Source organism: Pseudooceanicola atlanticus (assembly GCF_000768315.1).
Lineage (GTDB): Bacteria > Pseudomonadota > Alphaproteobacteria > Rhodobacterales > Rhodobacteraceae > Pseudooceanicola > Pseudooceanicola atlanticus.
In genome coordinates, this window is sequence record NZ_AQQX01000012.1 from 42,003 (window position 1) to 63,584 (window position 21,582).

Annotated in this window: 21 protein-coding genes; 9 read left to right on the top strand and 12 right to left on the bottom strand. The window is 61.1% G+C overall.

Features of this window, described 5'->3' with window-relative positions; translation table 11 throughout:
• Positions 1-6 precede the first annotated feature (6 nt).
• Together ATO9_RS18670 and ATO9_RS18675 are read right to left on the bottom strand one after the other, a co-directional pair.
• Positions 7-825 carry an IclR family transcriptional regulator gene (locus tag ATO9_RS18670; RefSeq protein WP_081979669.1) on the bottom strand — a complete coding sequence of 273 codons (819 nt, stop codon included), beginning with the start codon at positions 823-825 and terminating at the stop codon, positions 7-9.
• A gap of 34 nt (positions 826-859) precedes the next feature.
• Positions 860-1,342: a MaoC family dehydratase gene (locus ATO9_RS18675; RefSeq protein ID WP_043753047.1), complete on the bottom strand. Its 483-nt coding sequence runs from the start codon at positions 1,340-1,342 to the stop codon at positions 860-862.
• A 317-nt stretch (positions 1,343-1,659) separates the two neighbouring features.
• Between ATO9_RS18675 and ATO9_RS18680 the strand changes: the two genes are divergently transcribed.
• The 8 genes from ATO9_RS18680 (at position 1,660) to ATO9_RS18715 (ending at position 10,036) form a co-directional block, all read left to right on the top strand.
• Entirely contained in the window at positions 1,660-2,772 is a 1,113-nt protein-coding gene (locus tag ATO9_RS18680) for an acyl-CoA dehydrogenase family protein (protein WP_043753048.1), read from the top strand.
• A 16-nt stretch (positions 2,773-2,788) separates the two neighbouring features.
• Positions 2,789-4,015, top strand: a complete 1,227-nt coding sequence (locus tag ATO9_RS18685; RefSeq protein ID WP_043753050.1) for an acyl-CoA dehydrogenase family protein — start codon at positions 2,789-2,791, stop codon at positions 4,013-4,015.
• 49 nt (positions 4,016-4,064) lie between these two features.
• The gene (locus ATO9_RS18690) at positions 4,065-5,210 is read left to right on the top strand and encodes a TAXI family TRAP transporter solute-binding subunit (protein WP_048534165.1); all 1,146 of its coding nucleotides are present in this window, start codon (positions 4,065-4,067) and stop codon (positions 5,208-5,210) included.
• A gap of 67 nt (positions 5,211-5,277) precedes the next feature.
• On the top strand, positions 5,278-7,245 hold the full coding sequence (locus ATO9_RS18695; protein WP_043753051.1) for a TRAP transporter permease: 1,968 nt from the start codon (positions 5,278-5,280) through the stop codon (positions 7,243-7,245).
• Position 7,246: 1 nt separating this feature from the next.
• Positions 7,247-7,660 (top strand): PaaI family thioesterase, encoded by a 414-nt coding sequence (locus ATO9_RS18700; protein ID WP_043753053.1) that lies wholly within the window; start codon positions 7,247-7,249, stop codon positions 7,658-7,660.
• Positions 7,661-7,720: 60 nt separating this feature from the next.
• On the top strand, positions 7,721-8,497 hold the full coding sequence (locus ATO9_RS18705) for an SDR family NAD(P)-dependent oxidoreductase (protein ID WP_043753055.1): 777 nt from the start codon (positions 7,721-7,723) through the stop codon (positions 8,495-8,497).
• A 1-nt stretch (position 8,498) separates the two neighbouring features.
• A complete protein-coding gene (locus ATO9_RS18710) occupies positions 8,499-8,882 on the top strand; it encodes a Zn-ribbon domain-containing OB-fold protein (protein ID WP_043753056.1) in 384 nt (127 codons plus the stop codon).
• 8 nt (positions 8,883-8,890) lie between these two features.
• The gene (locus tag ATO9_RS18715; RefSeq protein ID WP_148562940.1) at positions 8,891-10,036 is read left to right on the top strand and encodes a thiolase; all 1,146 of its coding nucleotides are present in this window, start codon (positions 8,891-8,893) and stop codon (positions 10,034-10,036) included.
• A 68-nt stretch (positions 10,037-10,104) separates the two neighbouring features.
• Here the strand turns inward: ATO9_RS18715 and ATO9_RS18720 are convergent, their stop codons facing one another.
• From ATO9_RS18720 to ATO9_RS18755, 8 genes are all read right to left on the bottom strand, one after another.
• Positions 10,105-11,238 (bottom strand): C4-dicarboxylate TRAP transporter substrate-binding protein, encoded by a 1,134-nt coding sequence (locus ATO9_RS18720; RefSeq protein WP_043753061.1) that lies wholly within the window; start codon positions 11,236-11,238, stop codon positions 10,105-10,107.
• A 66-nt stretch (positions 11,239-11,304) separates the two neighbouring features.
• Positions 11,305-12,612 (bottom strand): TRAP transporter large permease, encoded by a 1,308-nt coding sequence (locus tag ATO9_RS18725; RefSeq protein WP_043753062.1) that lies wholly within the window; start codon positions 12,610-12,612, stop codon positions 11,305-11,307.
• Between the two features lie 10 nt (positions 12,613-12,622).
• Positions 12,623-13,144: a TRAP transporter small permease subunit gene (locus ATO9_RS18730; protein WP_043753064.1), complete on the bottom strand. Its 522-nt coding sequence runs from the start codon at positions 13,142-13,144 to the stop codon at positions 12,623-12,625.
• A 41-nt stretch (positions 13,145-13,185) separates the two neighbouring features.
• Complete coding sequence (locus tag ATO9_RS18735) at positions 13,186-13,962, bottom strand: enoyl-CoA hydratase/isomerase family protein (RefSeq protein WP_043753066.1); 777 nt, start codon at positions 13,960-13,962, stop codon at positions 13,186-13,188.
• Between the two features lie 28 nt (positions 13,963-13,990).
• The gene (locus ATO9_RS18740; RefSeq protein ID WP_229737781.1) at positions 13,991-15,133 is read right to left on the bottom strand and encodes an acyl-CoA dehydrogenase family protein; all 1,143 of its coding nucleotides are present in this window, start codon (positions 15,131-15,133) and stop codon (positions 13,991-13,993) included.
• Positions 15,134-15,150: 17 nt separating this feature from the next.
• Positions 15,151-16,326, bottom strand: coding sequence for an acyl-CoA dehydrogenase family protein (locus ATO9_RS18745; protein ID WP_027264328.1), 1,176 nt, complete (start codon positions 16,324-16,326; stop codon positions 15,151-15,153).
• 1 nt (position 16,327) lies between these two features.
• Positions 16,328-17,518, bottom strand: coding sequence for a CaiB/BaiF CoA transferase family protein (locus ATO9_RS18750; protein WP_043753070.1), 1,191 nt, complete (start codon positions 17,516-17,518; stop codon positions 16,328-16,330).
• Entirely contained in the window at positions 17,515-18,285 is a 771-nt protein-coding gene (locus ATO9_RS18755) for an enoyl-CoA hydratase/isomerase family protein (protein ID WP_238318808.1), read from the bottom strand. Before ATO9_RS18755 ends, ATO9_RS18750 begins: the two co-directional genes overlap by 4 nt.
• Positions 18,286-18,508: 223 nt before the next feature.
• Here ATO9_RS18755 and ATO9_RS18760 point away from each other — a divergent pair, with 223 nt between their 5' ends.
• The gene (locus ATO9_RS18760) at positions 18,509-19,474 is read left to right on the top strand and encodes an NAD(P)H-dependent flavin oxidoreductase (protein ID WP_043753074.1); all 966 of its coding nucleotides are present in this window, start codon (positions 18,509-18,511) and stop codon (positions 19,472-19,474) included.
• Positions 19,475-19,545: 71 nt separating this feature from the next.
• Here the strand turns inward: ATO9_RS18760 and ATO9_RS18765 are convergent, their stop codons facing one another.
• Together ATO9_RS18765 and ATO9_RS18770 are read right to left on the bottom strand one after the other, a co-directional pair.
• Positions 19,546-20,742 (bottom strand): phenylacetate--CoA ligase family protein, encoded by a 1,197-nt coding sequence (locus ATO9_RS18765; RefSeq protein ID WP_229737779.1) that lies wholly within the window; start codon positions 20,740-20,742, stop codon positions 19,546-19,548.
• Between the two features lie 27 nt (positions 20,743-20,769).
• Complete coding sequence (locus ATO9_RS18770; RefSeq protein WP_043753079.1) at positions 20,770-21,579, bottom strand: enoyl-CoA hydratase/isomerase family protein; 810 nt, start codon at positions 21,577-21,579, stop codon at positions 20,770-20,772.
• Between the last annotated feature and the right edge of the window lie 3 nt (positions 21,580-21,582).

Below are 21,582 nucleotides of genomic sequence, written 5' to 3' on the forward strand. Positions count from 1 at the left end.
ACACGTCTAGTGTCGGCCGGTTTCCCCAACCTCCGAACGATAGCCGAGTGCTCGGGAGAGCTGTTCAGCGGCCGTTTTGGCAGCGGCAACATATCGCTTCTTGTTACGCTTGGCGCGCTCCAGAGGAGCACCAATCACCAATGCCCCTGCCAAGTGTCCGTCGGCGCGAAAGACCGGAACCCCGAACCCCGCTGCATCTACATGCGCGGTTCCAGCTGTACTGGAATACCCGGTCTTGCGAATCTCCGAAATTAACCCGCGCAGTTCATTTTCATCGGTGATCGAATTAGGCGTCAGCGGCTTTAATTCAGTGCGCCGAAAATAATCGTCCAGTTCCTGCTGCGTGTCAAAGGCCAGCATGACCAGCCCCGATGCCGAACAGAACAATGGCCGGTTGATCCCCTGTTGGGCGACATACCGAACGGGCTGGGGGCTTTCGATGACCGACGAATAAATGACTTTCTCGCCGTCCCGGACAGCAAACAGGATGGTTTCACCGGTCTGGTTAACCACATCATTCATCACCCCGCGCAGGACCGATTCGAACGGATGGTTGGTCAGAATTGACTGGGCGAACTGAAAAATCCTCGGACCCAGAAAGTAATTGTCTTCCTCGCGCATCAGATACCCCTTCTCGGTGAGGGGCCGAAGCAGCACCAGCAAACTGCTTTTGGGGCAATCAATCGCGATACTGAGTTCCGAAAGAGACATGTGACGTTTGCAGCGCGCCAAAAGATCGAACAACGCAAGGATACGCGTCAAGGACCGGGGCCCTTCCGATGTGCGCCCGGCGGCTTCGGCTGGGTCAGATTGCGCGGTTTTCATAGTCATGTCTCCAGTGCCGCTATCCGGAACAGGCCTATGCCTTTCCTGGCTCTTTATCCGTCGTGCGGGCCTTGATCATCCGCAGCGGCGTATACTCCAATACCTGTTCTCCGGTTTGCTTGAACACCTTGTTTCGCGTCCGCACCAATCCGCGGTTCGGACGGCTCTTCGACCGGCGCGATTCTGTTACCTCGACCTCACAATGGATGGTGTCCCCGGCAAATGTGGGTCCCATGACCTTCAGTTCCATGTCCAGAAAGGCAAAGCCTGTATGTTGCATTGTGGATTGGGTCAAGAGCCCTTCCATGAAGGTATAGACCAGCGCACCGGGCGCGGCGAAACCGGGGATATTGGATTCCTTCTCCTGGAAGTCACGATTGATGAACAAGACCTCAAGCATGCCGGTGACGCTGACAAAATTCGTGATATCGGTTTCGGTCACGGTGCGCCCAATGGTCCGAAACCTGCGCCCCACAGGCAAATCTTCGTAACAAAACCCGAGTCCTACAGTTTCCATTCCGCAAAAATCCCTTGATCAGTTCCATTTTCTGAGAGGGTTCGGCCACATGTCCTGCGCCCGGAACACGCCCCGGTTCCTTCACGCTAGGCGGCAAGCTCCGCAGCAATCAATCGACTGCCTCGTTTTTGCGGCTTTCACGTCGATTGAGCACATTCTTGATGAATCGCATTCTTAGCTCCATTGGCCCCTTTTTCCACGCCGCAGCACATATGTGGTTTTACGCGGCTGGGGCCGGATAGCGGTTGGGACATACCGAACGCGGGCCTTACCTTTTGTGAACAGGCGCCAAATGCCATGACCCGAAGAGGACCAGCATGAATTTCGGCTTTTCCGACGAACACGATGCCATACGCGACACGCTGGCACGAATGCTGAGAGATCACGCCACTCTCGCGGTGGCGCATGACTGTCTTGAGGCTGCCGACGGGTTCGATTCCGCAACCTGGACCGCCTTGGCGGACGGCGGATGGCTGGGCCTTGCAATTGCCGAAGACTACGGGGGGGCGGCGATGGGGGCGATCGAACTGGCCATTGTCGCCGAAGAGATCGGCCGTAGCCTGGCCGCCATACCTTTTGGCCCGGTTCTTGGCCTGGCGATCCCCGCGATTCAGGACTTGGGCACGCAAAGCCAAAGGGAAAATCTGCTTCCCCGGATCGCCGAAGGCCGCATGATCGTTACCGCCGCGCTTGCCGAGGATGGAGGGTCTGCACCGGAACGGGTCTCGGCAAAAGTACTGCAGGATCGCCTTTCGGGAAGGAAATCGCCAGTTTCGTTCGCATCCGATGCGTCATTCGCGATCGTCGCCGCCCTGGACGAAGGCGGCACCGCGCGCTTTTATCTGGCGGATCTTTCGGACCCCTCGGTGTCGATCAGCGCGCTGGATGCGATCGACCGCACCCGTCCGACGTCCGAGATTGTCTTTCACGACACGCCGGTTGAACTGCTTCCCGGTTCCGATCCCGCAGCGATCCGGACTCTTTTGGATGGCGCCGCAGTGTTGGCCGCCTTCGAACAGATCGGCCTGGCCGAGCGGGCGCTTTTCCTGACCAGAGACTATGCCTGCGAGCGGCAGGCGTTCGGACGCCAGATCGGCAGTTTTCAGGCGGTCAAGCACCGGCTCGCGGACATGTTCGCCAAGATCGAGCTGGCACGGTCCAATGCTTTTTTCGGCGCCTGGGCGCTGGCGAGCGGGGATGAACGGCTGTCCGAAGCGGCGGCGGTAGCACGCCTCGCGGCTCTCGATGCAGTGCAATTCACCACTGAGGAATCGGTGCAGCTTCACGGTGGGATCGGGTTCACCTGGGCGGCCGACCCGCATTTGTTTCTGCGGCGAGGATGGCAGTTGAAGGCCGAACTCGGCCTGGCCGATTTGTGGCGCGAGCGGCTGCTTTGCAATCTGGCGGACGGCCAAAGGGCCGCGAACTGACAAGGACAAAGTGCAGATGGATTTCAGCGACAGCCCGGAAGAAGCCGCGTTCCGCGCCAAGGCGCGCGACTGGCTTGATGCCAACACGACCCGCCGCAATGGAAGCGAAAAGGCCCAGGACCATTTCATGGCCCGCGACGCCGACGAAGTTGCCCGTGCGCGCGACTGGCAGGCACGAAAGGCCGACGCAGGCTGGGCGGGGCTGACATGGCCCCGTGCTTTCGGTGGGCGTGACGCCACTCCGATCGAGCAAGTGATCTGGAATCAAGAGGAAGGGCGCTACGCCGTCCCGCCCAACGTCTTTCTGATCGGGATCGGGCTGGTTGGGCCTACGGTCATGATCCACGGCACCGAAGACCAGAAAACAAGATTCTTGCCCCGGGCTCTCACGGGCGAAGACATCTGGTGCCAGCTTTTTTCCGAACCCGCCGCCGGGTCCGATTTGGCCGGTATCCGCACCCGTGCACGCCGCGAAGACGACGAATGGGTGATCTCCGGTCAGAAGGTTTGGACCTCGGGGGCGCAATATTCCACTCACGGCATCCTGCTGGCGCGCACCGATCCACAGGTGCCCAAGCACAAGGGAATGACCATGTTCCTTGTGGACATGTCCGACCCGGCCATCGAAACCCGTCCTATTCGCCAGATTTCGGGCAGCTCCAGTTTCAACGAAGTGTTCATCGACAACCTGCGCGTGCCAGACAGCGCCCGCTTGGGCGGTGTATCCGAAGGGTGGAAGGTGGCGCTGACCACACTCATGAACGAACGGTTCAGTATTTCCGTCGGCCGGGCCAGTGGCGGTGCGCGGGCCGAGGAATTGATTGATCTGGCTACCCGTGTCGAACGGAACGGTCGCCCGGCCATCGAGGACGACGAGGTGCGCGCGCGCATTGCCGATTTCATCGCGCGTCAACGCGGACTGGAATTCACCTCTTACCGGGTCATGACGTCGCTTTCGCGCGGCCAGGCACCGGGTGAAGAGGGCTCGATCGGCAAGCTGTTGCTGGGCAAGCTGCGGCAGGAAATGGGCGCTTTCGGGATGGATCTGGCGGGAACTTCGGCGGGCATATCGGCCAAGGTCGGGGATGACGTGGCGCGCTGGCGCAACGAATACCTGACCGCGCCCGGCAACCGGATTGCCGGGGGGTCGGACGAAATCCAGCGCACCATCATCGGAGAACGCATTCTCGGGCTGCCGCCCGAAGTACGCGTCGACAAGGATGTCGCATTTTCGGAGCTTTGATCCGAAAATGCGAATTCCCGGAGTAAGAACCAACAAGGAGTAGAAAATCATGAACTTCAAGTCAACTGGTATCGCTGCTGCCTTTCTGGCGATTGCCGCGTCGGCCAATGCCCAGGAAATCGAATTGCCTGACGTGATCGCTTGGTCGGCCTATGACACGGGATCAGCCGGTCATGCACATTCCATAGCCATCGGTAACATGATGCGCAGCAAATACGGATCGACGGTCCGCGTGCTTCCGGGGCGAAACGACGTCTCGCGGATGACCCCGCTCAAAAACGGGACGGTCGATTACTGCCTGTGCGGCATTGCCTCATATTTCGCCGCCGAAGGGGTTTTCCTTTTTGCTGCGCCTGAATGGGGGCCGCAGCCAATCCGGGCAGTTCTTCAGGCCGTCGGCGATTACGGACTGGGTGTCGCTGTCGCCGCCGATGCAGGCATCGAAACCATCGCGGATCTCAAGGGGAAACGGGTCGCTCGTGCCGTCAGTTCTCCCGCGATTGGCAACAACATGGAGGGACTGCTGGCCTTTGGCGACCTGACATGGGACGACGTAGAAACCGTGGAGTTTTCGGGCTATGTGAACTCTCTCAAGGGTATTCTCGAAAATCGCGTGGATGCGGCGTTTGCCCTGACGACGACGACCGTGAATTATCAGATCGAATCGAGCCCGCGCGGTCTCAAATGGCTTGAAACACCCGCGGACCAAGACGAAGCGTGGCAGCGTTATACCAGCGTGACGCCCTTCGTGACACCGCACATGGTGTCGGTGGGACCCGCCATCGACCCCGACTCGCCTCTGCCCATGGCGCTGTATCCCTATCCGCTTCTCGTCACTGAAACCGATCAGAATACCAGCGAGGTGCGCAACATCGTCGCCGCGCTTGACGCCGGGTTCGACGATTACAAGGATGCCGCCCCCGGTGCCAATGCATATGCGATCGATCGCCAGATCCTGTCTTGGGTGATGCCGTGGAGCGATGGCAGCGTTGCGTATTTCAAGGAAAAGGGCCTCTGGACCCCGGAGGCCCAGGCCAACCAAGACAAGTTGGTGGAACGGCAAGAGGTGCTCCTCCAGGCCTGGAACGCATTTGTCGACGGCGCTCCCGAGGGTGAAGAAGAATTTGCCCCTGCATGGATGGAAGCCCGTGCCGCCGCACTGGAAGAGGCCGGCCACGAAGTCTTCTTTCGCTGATGCGACACAGCGCGGCGTCCAGGGGCGCCGCGCCGGATGAAACGCAGCACAGAACGGGAGTACGGGCATGACACCAAAATCGCAGGACACGCCGGCGCAACCGACCGAAATGGGCACGCTGCCCGCCTTCGTTCGCTGGTTGCTCGTCGTCTCGGCAGTGCTGTTGACCGCGGCCTCGGTCAATCACCTCTTCAATCTGGGGTTCTTCATGAACGTCCGGTTGCTTGAAATTCACTACCTCTATGTGATGCTTCTGCTGACGCTGCCGCTGGTGTTTCTTGTCTTTCCCTGTTCAAAGTCAGATTCCTACGGATCGACGCGGTGGTGGGATTACTTTCTGGCCCTGCTGGCCCTGATCACCTGCGCCTTCTTTGCCTACTACGGGCGCAGCGTGGTGAACAAAGGGTGGGATTTCGCCGCTCCTCTTAATGCCGTGATCGCCAGCTTCGCCTTCTGGTTCCTGCTGCTCGTGGCCGCGCGCCGCACCGGCGGCTGGATGCTCTTCGCGGTAATTCTAGTGTTTTCCATCTACCCCATGGTCGCCAGCTATGCGCCCGGCCCGATCCAGGGCTTCCAGCGCTCACCCGTCGAGACGGCGATTTTCCACGCGATGAGCGGCGAAAGTGTGCTGGGCATACCGATGCGCAGCTTTGTCAATCTTGTCGTGGGGTTCATGATCTTCGGGGTCGCGATGCAACATACCGGCGCAGGTCCGTTTTTTATCGACATCGCCTTTGCCGCGCTCGGACATGTCCGGGGCGGGCCGGCCAAGGTAGGAGTTCTGACCAGCGGGCTGACCGGTTCGATGAGCGGCAGCGTGATCACCAATGTGCTGACGACCGGATCAATTACCATTCCAGCGATGAAAAAGGTGGGGTTCAGGCCCACTTATGCGGCAGGGATCGAAGCGGCGGCGTCGACGGGGGCGGTGCTGATGCCCCCTATCATGGGCGCCACGGCCTTTGTCATGGCGACATTCCTGGCGACCGACTACACCAACATCGTTTTGGCGGCGGTGCTTCCTTCGCTGTTCTACTTTTTCGGCCTGTTCGCACAAATCGACGCATACTCCGCGCGCAACGGACTGAAAGGCGTTCCGCGCGCCGACCTTCCCAGGATCGGCAAGGTGCTGCGCGAAGGCTGGTACTTTCTCGCCGTCTTCGGGCTGCTGATCTGGATGCTGCTCTACCTCAAGCGCGAGGCGATCGCTCCATTCTATGCGACCGCGCTGCTTCTTTTCCTGAACCAGCTGCTCTCAAAATCACGCTGGGGGCGAAAAGAGCTGATGAACTTTCTGATAGCCACGGGACGTTTGTTCGTCGAACTGGTTGCCATTCTTGCGGCGGTTGGGCTGATCGTCGGCGGGCTGGCGGTGACCGGGATGTCCGGGACAATCTCGAACGATCTGCTGTTCATCGCGGGCGGCAACATCTTTCTGCTTCTGCTGCTCGGGGCATTGACCAGTTTCATTCTTGGAATGGGCATGACCGTGACCGCCGCCTATGTGATTCTCGCGGTGTCGCTGGCACCCGCCCTGGTCGCCGGCGGACTCGATCCGATCGGCGTCCATTTATTTATCCTTTACTGGAGCATGCTGAGCTATATCACTCCCCCGGTCGCGCTGGCGGCTTTTGCCGCGGCGGCCATCGCCCAGGCCAAACCCTTTGCGTCTGCCTTCGAAGCGATGAAGCTTGGAGGCATCGTCTATATAATTCCCTTCTTCTTCGTCCTTGATCCGGCGTTCATCCTGCAAGCCGGTCCACTCGAAAGCCTGCTTACGGTTCTGCGCGCCGGTCTCGGCATTCTGCTGATCTGCGCCGGTATTCAGGGGTATCTGTTTGGCGTCGGGCGGATCGAAACCGGGCTGCCAGGAACAATCGCCCGCGTCCTTCTTGGTATTGCCGGTCTGGCCTTCGCCTTTCCCTCGAACGCGGGTCTGGCGGTTCCGATCCTCGGCGCGGTGGGCGCAGGTGCCGCTATGGCGGCAGTGGCGGTCGCTTTGGTGATGGTCTCGGCCAAGCAGGAGAAAGCGTAATATGAGCGCACAAGACGGCAGACCGGACATCCCCGCCCCGTTCAACGCATTGCTCGGCGTGCGCTTCGTCTCGTGGTCCGGTGGCAAAGCCGAGTTGCGGTTGCCCATCGGACGCGATCACCTGAACGGCGCTTTTTCGGTGCATGGCGGTGTCTACGCGACCATGCTGGACAACGCGGTCACCTTTTGCGCGTCCTACGCGGGGGATGGCCGCCCCGGTCATCGCTGCCTTACGCTTTCGCTTACCACCAGTTTCGTCGCCCCGGCGGCCGAAGGAGACACGCTGACGGCCCGCGCGCGCATTGTCGGGGGCGGACGCAAACTGGTTTTTGTACAGGGCGAGATCTTCAATCAGGACGGGCACCATCTGGCCCATGGCGATGCCGTGATCAAGCGGCTCGCACCACCGTCGTGACCACCTGAGTGATCCGATGGTGAGCGAGACCAAACAAACGAAGGACAAAAGGAGACAGAAATGATCAACCCGATGGCATTGGACAATCAAGTGGTTATCGTCACAGGCGCCGGACAGGGTATCGGCCGCGGTGTGGCGGCGCTGTCGGCAGAGCTGGGCGCCAAGGTCGTGGTGAACGATCTGAACGAGGACGGCGTCAAGGAAACCGCCGAACAGATCGGTGGCAATGCCCGCGCCATCGTGGGGAATGTGGCCGACCCGGACTTTCCCGGGAAGCTCGTGAAATTCGCCCTCGACGAATTCGGCGACATCAACGGGCTTGTGAACAACGCCGGGATCGTGCGCGCCGCGATGATCCACAAGATGGACCGGGCCACCTGGCAACAGGTCATCGACGTGAACCTCACCGGTGTCTTCGCCTGCCTGCAGGCCGTTGGGACCTATTACAAGGAACAGGCCGAAAAAGACCCTGAAAGCGCCGCGCGCCGTGCCATCGTCAATATCTCATCCGATGCCGGGCGTCGCGGCACCATCGGTCAGATCAATTATGGCGCGGCAAAATCCGGGGTTCTGGGTCTGACAATGAGCGCCGCGCGTGAATGGGGCCGTTACCGCATTAACGTCAATTCGGTCTGTTTCGGAATGGTCGAGACGCCAATGACTGAGACCATCCGCTCTGAAAAATTCGCCGACAGGTATATGGCGCAGATCCCGATGGGACGGATGAGCACCCCAGAAGAAGTCGCGCAGCCCGTCTGTTTCCTGTTGTCCAACGCGGCATCCTATATCACCGGCCAGCACCTGAGCGTGAACGGTGGCTTCCACATCGGGTTCTGAGATGGCCGGCATTGGACAAGGCCCAGGGCCGGACGCCGTCTTCGCCGCGAAGCTGGCCGAGGGCGTCTTCGAGATTCAGAAATGTGGCGGCTGCGGCACCCATGTATTCCATCCGCGCGTGATCTGTCCGGCCTGCGGCAGCGCGGATCTGGGATGGATCGCGCCAACCGGGAGGGGCACCGTCTATGCGCGAACGGTCGTGCGCCGAAAACCGGAACGAGGCGGCGATTACAACGTGGTTCTGGTGGACCTGGAGGAAGGGGTACGAATGATGTCGCGCATCGACGGTATCGCGCATGACCAGATTGTCGCCGGGCTGAAAGTAACCGCGTCGATCGGCGAAGGCGCCGAAGGTGACCCCGCCGTGGTTTTCCGGCCAGAATGAGAAGCAAATTGAGTTTACGGGGAAAAGCCGCCATCGTCGGTGCAGCGCTGGCAGGCTGCGGCGAGGCCCATGGCAAAAGCTCGATGGAGATCACAATCGAGGGGGTGCATGGCGCGCTTGCCGATGCGGGGATCGCACTTGGCGAGGTCGATGCCATTGCCACCTGCCAGCCGCTGGATATGCTGTCGGGTCTTACACTGGCGCAGGAATTGGGCTTGAACCCCAGGTTTACGATGAACAATCGCATGGGCGGCTCGTCGTTCCTGTCGCACACGCTCTGGGCCGCGATGCTGCTCGAATTGCGGCTCGCTGATACCGTGTTGATCTGCTACGGATCGAACCAGCGCACCGCCTCGGGCAAGCTGATGACCGCGCTTGGCCTGCCGACCTACGAGGCCCCCTACAAGCCGCTGTTCCCGCTGTCGTCCTACGCGCTTGCCGCGGACCGTCACATGACGCAATTCGGCACAACGCGCGAACAGCTGGCCGACGTGGCGGTGGCGGCCCGCGCCTGGGCAAAAAAGAACCCCGACGCTTTCATGCGCGATCCTCTGACGCGCGAGGATGTGATCGCCTCGCGGCCGGTTTCGGACCCTCTGCGGGTGCGCGACTGCTGCCTTGTGACCGATGGCGGCGGGGCGATAGTTATGCGGCGGGCCGAGACGGCCAAGGATCACCCCAGGCCACCGGTGTATCTGCTGGGCGGCGGCGAGGGCACGACGCACCGCGACATCTCCGAAATGGCGGACCTGACCGTGACCGGCGCTGCGCAATCGGGGCGAACGGCCATGGACATGGCGGGTGTCAAACCCGCGGACATCGACGTGGTCCAGCTCTACGACGCGTTCACCATCAATGTGATCCTTTTTCTAGAAGATCTGGGCTTTTGCAAGAAAGGTGAAGGCGGTGCGTTTGTGGCGAACGGCGGCATCGCGCCCGGCGGTCATCTGCCGGTCAACACCAATGGCGGCGGGCTGTCCTGCGTCCATCCCGGCATGTACGGCATCTTCACGCTGGTCGAAGCGGTGCGACAGCTGCGCGGCGAAGCCGGAGACCGCCAGATCGACGGCGCCGAGCTGGTCCTGGCCCATGGCAACGGCGGTGTCCTGTCCAGCCAGGTGACGAATATCCTGGGCACCGAAGCCACCCTCTGAACAGACGAAGGAAGCAATGAAGCGGCCCTTCTTGCGAAGGGCCGCTGTGTATTCAGGCCTGAAACGGCTCAGTTCGGGTAGGTTGCGAAGTCGATCTTGGAATAAATCTCCTGACGCAGAAGGTCTGCATAAGGCTGATGATTGTCCCGGATCGGTTGCAGCGGCTGAACCAGACCGTGCCATTTCACGATCAGTTCGCGATAGCTTGCGATCAGCGGTTCCGGATCTTCGATGCCGCGTTCCTCGCGCGAGATGCGGGCGATCTCTTCAAGATCGGCGGTGCGGAAATCGATCAGATCCTGAAGAAACTCGGGCGAGGGTTCGTGCACCTCAAGACCAAGGTCGCCGGCCTCTTTCAGCACGTCCAGATCGTCGGTTTCGTAATACACCTCGGTCTGCGCAAGGGCGTCGGGCAGGTTCTTGGCGAATTGCTCGCGTTGCTCCGGCGAAAGTGAGGCCCAGAATGTCGGGCTGGCGGCAAAGATCGAACCGGAATGGTAGGTGCCCAGCGGCAACTCCGTCAGGTGCTTGGCGACCTCGATCAGACTGTGCCCCTTGAGCGCACCGACCGGCTGCACCGCAGCGGTGACGACACCGTGGCTCATCGTGTCGTACATCTCGCTCGTCGGCACGTTTACCGGCTCTGCCCCAAGGCGTGTCGCCCAGCGGTCCCAGACCGACCCGCCCGTGCGCAGCTTGACCCCTTGCATATCCTCGATGGTCACAATCGGCTGGGTCGTCAGCAATACATAAGGCGCAGTGCTGATCCCGCTAAGCGCCACCATACCGTTCTTGGCAAACTCGTCCTTGCATGGCTGACAGTGCAGCATGACGAATTCGCTGGTCGCGCCGGCCATGGCATAGTGGTCCTCGCCCAAAAGAGCGAGATCGGCGACGAGCTGCGCATAGGGCATTTCCGACCTGAAATAGGTCAACGCCAGCAGACCTACATCGGCGACACCGTCGCGCAGGCCGGACAGTGTTGGCTTGGGGCCAAGCAAGGCGCCGCCGGTAAACAGCTTGAAGTCGAAGGCATCCGGAAATTCAGATTCGGTCATTTCGGCAAAGGCGGCATGGCCACGCGATGTCGCGTGATTGGGTGACGTCCAGTTGGATATAGTCACCCGCTTTTCGGCCAGGGCCGGTGTCGCCGCTAGAACGGCCGTCGCCGCCAGCGCGGCAAACGCATTGGTCAGTTTCATGTGGTCTCCTCCTCTTTTTCAAGACCCCGCTATTGCGCGGGGTTCGTCACGGCCGGGATGGCCAAATCAGTTGCCGAGCTCTGGCAGGAACATGATCAGTTCGGGAAATGCGACCATGATGATAAGGACCACCACATCCGCAGCCAAAAACCACAAAACACCCTTGAAAATCAGTGAAATCGGGACCGCATCTCCGACGATGCCCTTGATCACGAACACGTTCAGCCCCACCGGTGGGGTAATCAGAGCCATCTCGACCAGCTTGGTTGCAAGCACGCCCAGCCAGATCAGGCTGATATGGTTCGCCTCGTAGATCGGCAGAAGGATTGGCAGCGTCAGCAGCAGGATGCCCAGCGGATCGAGGATCATGCCCAGCAGGCAAAAGATCACGGCGGTGCCAAAAACCAGCATCACATAGCTGGCCCCCAGGTCAATCACCAAGTCCGTCATCGCTTCGGGGATACCGCTGATCGCCAGAAACCTCGAAAACAGGTTGGCACCGACCGCAATGATGAAGATCGCCGCGGTCATTTTCGCAGTGTCCATCAGCGCGATCCTGGAAACTTTCCAGTTCAGGGTGCCGCGCGCCGCCGCAATCGCGAAGGACAACGCCGCCCCGACAGCCCCGGCCTGCGTGGGTGTGAATATCCCGGTGAACAGACCGCCGAAAACGCCCACCACCAGCAAGAGCACGGGCCATGTCTCGCTCAGGGCCTCCAGCCGTTCGGACCATGTCGCGCTTTCGTCGTGCGACGGCGCGAGCGCGGGATTGATCCACACACGAACGATGATTACGGCCCAGTACCCCAGCATCGTCAGTACGCCCGGCACGATCGCGGCCAGAAACAGCTTGCTGATCGCGACCTCGGCAAAAATACCGTAGATGATCAGAAGGATGCTCGGCGGGATGAGCGACCCCATGGTGCCGGCTGCGGCAACCACGGCGGTACTCAGCCCGGGATCGTAGTCGCGCTTCAGCATTTCCGGCACCGCGATCCGGCCCATTGCCGCGGCGCAGGCCAGGCTGGAGCCGGCCGCCGCCGAAAACAGCGCCGCGCCGCCCACGCTGGCGACCGCCAGCCCCCCCGGCAGGAACGACAGCCAGACCCTGGCGGCCTTGAATATCCCGCGCGTGATGTCGGTCTGGTAACAGACGTAGCCCATCAAGAGGAACATCGGGATCGAGCTCAGCGTCCAGTGCGCGGCGAAGTCATAGGGCACCGCCGTCAGCAGGCCGAAAGCCGCGCCGCTTCCCAGCATCGCCCAGAACCCGAAGAAGGACACGATACCCAGCGCGACCGCGATCGGAACGCGCAGCAAGACCAGCAGGATGACAGAAACGATGCCGCAAAGGCCGATCTGGAAAAAGCTCACCGTTCCACTCCTATTCGTACATGTCGTGATTGGGGCCGGCCATGCCAGCGTCGGTGAAAGGCCTCTGGATCAGCTTGGCCAGCAAAAGCAGAACCATCAGCCCTGCACCAAGAGGCAGACAGAAGCGACCGGGCCAGACGGTCACCGCCGCCATACCCATGGATTTTTCTCCAATGGCGTATTTCTCGAGCGCGTCTATCCAGGTTTGCCAGGTCAGCAGGCCATAGAACACAGCCGACAATGCCAGCGCCAGCATGTCCAGAACGGTCCTGCCCGCCGCCGGGATCAGATCGTGAATCAGATCAACCTTGACGTGCTCGTTGGTAAATTCGACGAAGGGCAGCGGCAGGAAGACCAAGCCGACCATGTAATAGTATGACACGTAGTCCACCATTCCCGGCAGCGGCTCGGCGACAAACTGGCTCAGAACGACATCGATCGTCACATGGACCATCATCAGCGCCGCCAGGGCAGTCGCAATATAGGTAATAATCCGCGACACCCTGCCAAGTCGTGCAATAACTGTTTCCATCACTATCTCTTCCCTGTCGTAAAAAGGGCCAATCCGCTTGGTCATGCGCCACGGAAAACCGGTTTTCTCTTGCTCAGAAAGGCGTCGATGCCTTCGGCGTGATCCGCGCTCTTGATGATTTGCCCCTGAATGATGGCTTCTGTTTCAAGAAAGTTCTCCAGAGACGGTTGCATCGCGGCGCGCATCAGCCGCTTGGTACCGGCCAGGGCAAAGGTTGGCCCCGCGGCCAGGTCTGTCGCATAGTCCAGGGCCGCCCGGTCGAGGGCATCATCGGGATGAACCTGGCTTGCCAATCCCAGGCTCAGGGCTTCATCCGCCGGCACCATCCGCGCTGAGAAGGCAAGGTCCGTCGCACGTTGCCGACCGATCAGATTCTGAAGGAAAAACGCCGCGCCGCCATCGGGGGCCAGCCCGATCTTGCGAAAAACCTGACCGAATCTTGCCGTCTCGGAGAGCAGGATAACGTCGCAGGCGAGCGCCATGCTCAGACCGATCCCGACCGCCGGACCGCGCACCGCGACAACCACAGGCTTCTCGCAATTGAATATGGAAAGGATCATCTGGTGTGCCCTGTACAAGCGCGCCCGATCACCCCAGACATCGTCCTTGCCCATGGTCGAAATATCCGCACCCGCACAAAAAGCGCGGCCCTCGCCCCGCAGTAATACGGCGCGAATCCGCGGGTCAGTTTGGATATCGCGAAACGCGTCCAGGAGTTCGACGCGCATGTCGAGGGTCAGCGCATTCAGCTTGTCGGGCCGGTTCAACGACACGACGGCCAGACCTTCTGAGTGTTCCACAGTGATATCGCTTGTCATGACCGCCCCTCCCTTTGGCGAAGATTCGTCAGTCAGTGAAGAGCGCCCGAGCAATCCCGTTCTTGTGTATCTGGGTCGTTCCCCCGGTGATCGTCAGCATCCGCACATCCCTCACCATCCGCTCCAACGGAAGCGAACCGAAATAGCCGTAGCCACCGAACATCTGCATGGCGTCATGGGTGACGCGCTGTGCCATTTCGGTGGCCTGAACCTTGGCGATCGAAGACAATGTTGGATCGGCCTGGCCGCGGTCGATCAGCGACAGCGCCGTATAACACAACGACCGCGCGGCCTCGATCTGCACCTTCATGTCCGACATCATCCATTGCAGCCCCTGCATCTCGGACAGCGCCTTGCCGAATTGCCGACGGGTCTTCATGTAGTCGCGTGCAAGGTCGAACGCCCCCTCGGCGACACCAAGCGCCAGTATCCCCATGCCGACGCGCGTGGCGTTATAGACACCCAGCGGGCGGACAAAGCCGCTGGAGTTGCCGGCCAGCCCTTCGGTCACGACGTTTTCGGACGGCACCCGCACATCGTCGAAATGGATCTCGCATTCGTTGCAGCCGCGCGCGCCCATCTTCTGTTCAAGAATATGGACCGAAACGCCGGGGCTTTTGCGGTGCACCAAAACGGTTCCGATGCCTCGCGCGCCTTTGCTTTCGCAGAACCGAGCATAGACCAGAAGGTAATCGGCCCTGTCGCCGAAAGTGGTAAAGATCTTGCCGCCGTTCAGCACAAACCCGTCCCCGTCCGGGCGCAGCGATGTCGTCACCGCGGTGGCGTCCGACCCGGCCTCTGGCTCGGTCCAGGAGATCGCGCATTCGATCTCGCCCGCGGCGAAGCGGGGCAGGAAAGACTGCTTCAACGCCTCGCTGCCGCAGGTGGCGATGATCCGGGGCGAGACGTTCTGATCGTGAACGATCAGCGCGGTATTGAAATCCACCTTGGCCAGTTCCTCGATCACGAGATAGCAATCCACCAGCGGCGCACCGCCACCGCCGTATTCTTCGGGAATGGTCATGCCCAGATAGCCAAGCGCGGCCAGCCGATGGTGGTTTTCCTCGGGGTAGATGCCGTCGCGGTCCCAGCGTGCGGCGCGGTCCCGGAATTCCCCGAGCGCCAGTTTTCGCGCGGCATCCTTGAGAGCGACCTGTTCTGTCGTTAGCAACGAGGGATGCATCCGCCCTACCCCCGCCGCTGGTCGAAGCTGTGGCCGTAGACCATGGCGGCGATCGTATTGCGCAGGATTTCGACGGTGCCACCGCCAAGCGCGAAGCCGCGCGCGTCACGCACCATACGTTCCAGCGGGTATTCGCGCGTGTAACCATTGTGACCGTGGATCTGCAGCGCTTCGTTCGTGACCCTCTGCGCCATTTCGTTGGCGTAAAGCTTGGCCATGGTCGCATCCATCGGATCGGGAAAGCCGTTCGGCGCGGGGTTGGTCGCGGCCCGATAGACCATCAGACGCGCAGCATGGATCTGTGTGGCCATGTCGGCGATTTTCCATTGCAGGCCCTGGAATTCCTTGATCGGGCGCCCGAACTGATGGCGAATCTCGGAATACGACTTTGCAGCATCGAAAGCGCCCTGCGCCAGCCCCACGCACATCGCTGCGTTGCCCACCCGCTCGGGTCCGAAACTGCTCATCAACAGCGCGAAGGAGCGCGAGCTTTCCGGGTCCCCTTCGACCAGCACATCCTCGGGACCGGCCTTGTAGTTTTCAAGGATAATCTCGGCCTCGGTCAGTCCCCGGCCACCCATCTTCAGCGATATGTGGCCGATCCGAGCGCCCGGCTTCTTCAGATCGACGACAAAGGCACCAATCCCCTTCGCCCCGCTGGCCTTGCCGAAACGGCAGAAGACCAGCGCATAATCGGCCACATGGGCGCCCGTGGACCAGCATTTGTTGCCATTCAGCACCCATCCGTCGCCGTCCCTTGTGGCCGTGGTGCGCAGGTCTGTCACCGCCGACCCCGCCTCGGGCTCGCTGATGGCGATTGCGATGAATTTCTTGCCGGCCGCCATGTCTGGCAGGAACCGCTTTTTCTGCTCGTCGCTGCCCAGAACGCTGATTGCCCGGGATGGGCCGTTCAGGTAGAGTTGCGAGACCAGCGCCGTGTTGAAACAGACCCGCGCCATTTCTTCCAGAAACACCGTGCCCTGGATCACTGGCGCGCCGGAGCCGCCGTATTCTTCAGGGATGAACATTCCCAGATAGCCAAGTTCGGCCAGCTTGTCGCGGTTCGCGGCTGGAAACTCTTCGGCTTCGTCCCAATGGGCGGCCCTGGGAGCAAACTCGCGCTCAGCCAGCTTGCGTGCCTCGTTGCGAAAATCCTCCAATTCCGGATCGAGCTTGAACATGTCAGTAGGTGTCCTTTGATTGAGCAGAGGGCAGGTCCTGTTCCAGTGCGGTCAGGATGCGCGCCGTATCGGCGCCTACGGTTGGTGCGGGGATAGGGGTGACCTGTGGGTGAGCCGCGAAACGCATCGGCAGCCCTGGAACAGGGACCGTGCCCAGGTCTGGATGCGGAAGGTCATGGATCATGCCGCGGGCGCGCATGTCATCGTCCGACACCACCTCAGCGAGCGTGCGCACCGGGGCGCCCGGCACATGTGCGCTGCTCAGGGCCGCGAAAATCTCGGCGCGGGTCTGACTTGAGGTCCACGCCGTCACCCAGCCATCGACTTGGGCACGCCGCGCGCAGCGCGCGGGTCCCGCGGCCAGTTCGGGATCTTCGGCCAGATTAGGGCGACCCATGGCCCGGGTCAGCTGCTGCCAGTGGCGATCATTCAGGCACATGATGGCCACCTGCCCGTCGCGCGCCGGAAACAGGTCGTAGGGTGCGACCTTGAGCACGGCCTGACTGTTGCCGGCCCGGTCGGCGAACCCGTCAGGCGCCAGCAGATAGCTTGCGACATTCGACGCCAGCGCGTGGTGCGTGACGTCCTGCATCGCGATCTGGACAAAATCCCCGCGCCCTGTCGCGCCGCGCGCATGCAACGCCGCCATAATGCCACCAAAAAGGTGGATACCGCCCAGAAAATCGGTGATCGCTGCGCCGCATTTCACCGGCGGACCATCGGGAAACCCGGTCACCGACATCAGCCCGGTCAGGGCCTGAATAGGAAAATCCATCGCCGGCGCATCGCGATAGACGGAATCGGCCGCGTAGCCCTTTCCTGACCCCATGACCAGGCGCGGATTGCGGGCACAGAGTGTTTCCCACCCCAGCCGCAGTTTCTCCATCGTACCGGGACGGAAATTCTCGATTAGAACATCGGCCGAATCTGCCAGCGCCAGCAGGGCGCTGCGCCCGCCCTCGGACCCCAGATCGAGCGTCACGCTCTGTTTGCTGGAATTGAGCATCATCGCTGCGGGGTTCTCGCGCCCGCCCGCGATGCCGCGGATACTGTCGCCGCCGGGCGGCTCGACCTTGATGACCTCGGCCCCCATGAGCGCGAACATCAGACCGCAATAGGGCCCAAGGTAGACCTGCCCGAGGTCGATCACCCGAAGACCGGCCAGCGGGCCACTATCGGGCGCCGCGTTCATGATCCGACAAAGCGCGGCGGGCGCTTTTCCTTGAAAGAGGCGACCGCCTCGCGGTGATCTGCGGTCTGCATGATATGGGCTTCGGCGGTTGCCTCGATCTCGAGATAGGTCGCGAAATCGCAATCCATGCCACGGTTCAGCATCGACTTGCCCAGCCCAAAGGCTCGGGTCGGCCCTTCGGCCAGACGCGCGGCCAGCGCATCGGCCTCTGCGTCGAGCGCGTCTTCTTCGTGGATTGCGTGGACGATCCCAAGGTCGTGCGCCTCTTGGGCATCGATCACCTGGGCCGTCAGGAACATCGCCTTCGCCCGCTGCGTCCCGACCGTCCGCGCCAGCAAGTAAAGCCCGCCACCGTCGGGCACGATCGCCACGCGCGCATAGGCCTGGCAAAAGCGGGCCGAGGGCGCGGCCAGGATCACGTCAGCCAGAAGCGCAATGTTGAACCCCACGCCAAAGGCCGGCCCGGCAACCGCCGCGACGACCGGCTTTTCAAGATCATATAGCATCCGGGTTACGCGGTGCTGTTGTTTCATGCGGTCCCGCATGGCCACAGGCGAAGAACCGGCGAAAGTGCTGATATCGCCTCCGGCGCAAAACGCGCCCCCGGCGCCCGTGATCAACAGCGCGCGCACGCGGTCATCGTCGCGCACCTGGGTGACGATGCGTTCCATCTCTTTGCGTGCGTCTTGATCAAGGGCATTCTTCTTCTCGGGAAAATCGAAAGTCATCCGACCAACGCTTTCCGAGCGGCTGTAGAGCAATGGCACCGCTTCCTCCTCCCAGGAATGGGCTAGCATGGAACACGATAGGAGTGGCATTGAGCGACGGGCTATAGTCCGGTGCGGAAAATCAGACATGTGTAAAATTCACCCGTTCTGTGTATTTCCTTGCGGTCTGCTGGCACGTTTTTTCGGCTTCCCTTCCCATGCGCGCCCGTCACGGCTACGGGCCTCGGCACCCCCTGTTGAAACAGCAAAGAAGAAATAGACAATGTACTCCGACACCCCTCTCGGCCGCTTGCGCCTGCCTGTGATCTGCTCGCCCATGTTCCTGGTGTCCGGGCCGGATCTTGTCGTCGCCCAGTGCAAAGCCGGCGTCATCGGCAGCTTTCCGGCGCTGAACGCACGCGAGTCCGAAGGTGAACCGCCGCTGCTTGGAGCCTGGCTCAAGCGCATCACTGAAGAGCTTGACGCGCACAATCAGGCCAATCCCGATCGGCCCGCCGCGCCATTCGCGGTCAACCAGATCGTCCATCGATCGAATGATCGGATTGAGCGGGACGTCGAAATATGTGCGCGCTGGAAAGTGCCTGTCTGGATCACATCAATGGGCGCACGGGAAGACGTCAACCAGGCGGCACATGAGTGCGGCGGCACTGTACTGCACGATGTAATCAACAACAAATACGCCAGGAAAGCGATCGACAAGGGCGCCGACGGCCTGATCGCGGTCTGCGCCGGCGCTGGCGGCCACGCCGGGGCCTTGTCACCCTTTGCGCTGGTTCAGGAAATCCGGAAATGGTTCGATGGTCCGCTTGCCCTGTCCGGGTCCATCGCGACCGGGCGCTCAATTCTGGCGGCGCAGGCCATGGGTGCGGATTTTGGGTATATCGGATCCCCCTTCATTGCCATGACCGAGGCGGTCGCGTCGGAGGAGTACAAGCAAATGATCGTCGAAGGCGGGGCCGATGATATTGTCTATACCGACTATTTCAGCGGCGTGCATGCCAACTATCTGAAACCGTCGGTGCGGGCGGTCGGTCTCGATCCGGACAACCTGGCCGGGATCGGCAACAAACTCGATCTGGCCACCGGCGACATTCGCCCCAAGGCCTGGCGTGACATCTGGGGCAGCGGTCAGGGGATCGGAGCGGTGAAAGAGGTGATGACCACGGCGGACTACGTCGACCGTCTCGACCGGGAATACCAGGGCGCCAAAGATGCGCTCTGTTCCTGACGAAAGAGGGCGGCCAGTTGCCCGGCCGCCCATCTGTTTCTGCGGTTGTCGCGAATGATCGAGACCCGATCTTAGCGGTCGTTTTGGTTGACGATCAGTTCTGCATTTTCGGGTAGTTCCGAAACAATGTTCACCTCGTCAGCACGAATTCGTGCATGCAGTTTGAAGGTATCAGCGGCGGCGGCTTCCGCGGCGGAAGCGTCGGCACCGTCTTCCAGCACAAGCGAGAGGCGGATCATGTCGCGATCGTTCTCGCGCGTTACCACGGCCTGCGCGGCCTTTGCGCCCGGCGTGCCGATGACAACTTCTTCAACCACGCGCGGATAAACGAAAATCTCGCGCACTTTGACCGCTGCCCCGACCCGTCCCTGCAATGCTGAAATCCGGCTGACGGTGCCATCCGCGTTGCTTTCCAGGGCAAAGGCGCTGTCGCCGGTGCCGAACCGGATCATCGGCCAGGTGGCATCGCGCGCGGTCACGACAACCTCGCCCGGTTCACCATGGGCGACCTGTTCGCCGCTGATCGGATCGCAGATCTGCACCACGCGGTCGGGATGAACCAGGTAGCCTTTGCCGCCATCCTCATAGGCAACAAGGCCCAGATCGGCGGTGGCATAGGCGGCCCAGGTGGACACGCCGTATTCGGCCTCGATCCGGCGGCGCTTGGTCATCCAGTCGCCCATCTCACCGCCGAGGAAGGCTGTCTTCACCTTCCATGCGTCGCGGCCATAGGTTTCGATCACCTTGTCCGCCAGCGTCAGGAAAAACGCGGTCGAGGCGCAGATCGAAGTCACGCCGGTTTCGACGATGATCTGTGCCTGAAGCTCCGTATTGCCGACGCCGCCGGGGATTACGGTGGCGCCAGCAGCCTGTGCGGCTTCGTCGAACAAAAGCCCCGCGGGCACCAGATGATACATCCAGGTGTTCAGGATGATACCCCCCGGCCCCACGCCTGCCGACTTGAACAGCAGGTCAAGGCCGTGGCCGCCGCCGCCCGAAAGGGCCGGTTCGAAAATCGGGCCGGGGGACACGTAGATCCGCCCGATATCCTTCAGATCAGACGCCAGAAACCCGCCAAAGGGCGGGTTCTCGCGTTGGATTTTCAGAAGTTCTTCCTTTTTCATCACTGGAAGACGCGAGAGGTCCGTCACCGATGTGACGGCTGCCGGATCGAATCCGGCAGCCGCAAATCGCGATTTCAGGCCAGGAGCCTTGTTGGCCGCAGCGGCATAGGCTTGAGCTATATCTTGGTAGATATCATCAGACATTTCCATGCCTCCTCGTCCAATCGGGCGTTAAATCGGGCAGTCCTTGCGGAAGTTCGGCGTGCGCTTCTCGCGGTGCGACAACACACCCTCCTTGACGTCCTCGCTCATGAAGCCAAGCATCTCCAGCGCGGTCGACGCATCAAAGATCGGCCCGGCCTGGCGCAGCCAGTTGTTCAGCGAATACTTGGTCCAGCGGATCGCGCTTTGCGAGCCGTTGGCCAGTTCGACAGCCGTGTCCAAAGCGATCTGCTGAAGCTCGTCATCCTCGACGCACATTGACACCAGACCGATACGCTCGGCCTCTTCGCCCGACACCGGCTTGCAGGTCATCAGATAGTATTTCGCCTTGGCCATCGAGGTCAGCAGCGGCCAGATGATCGCCGCGACGTCACCGGCGGCAACACCAAGGCGGGGATGACCATCGACAATCTTGGCCTTCTTTCCGGCGATCGAGATATCGGCCAGAATGGCAACCACAAGGCCCGCGCCGGCCGCAGGGCCATTGATCGCGGAAATGATCGGCTTGTTGCAGTTGATGATGTTATAGACGAGATCCTTGGCTTCTTTCCACGTCTTCATGATCTCGTGCGAATTGCCAATCATGTTTTCGATCAGGCTGAAATCACCGCCGGCGGAAAACGCCTTGCCCGCGCCGGTCACGATGACCGCGTTAATGTCGGGGTCGCGGTCGATGTCGATCCACATGTCGGTCATCTGGGTGTGGGTTTCCGCATCCACGGAATTGAAGGTCTCGGGCCGGTCGAAGGTGATGCGCAGCACGCGATCCGCCGGGTAGTCAAATTTCAGTTTGTCGTATTTTGCATAACGATCCGACATAGT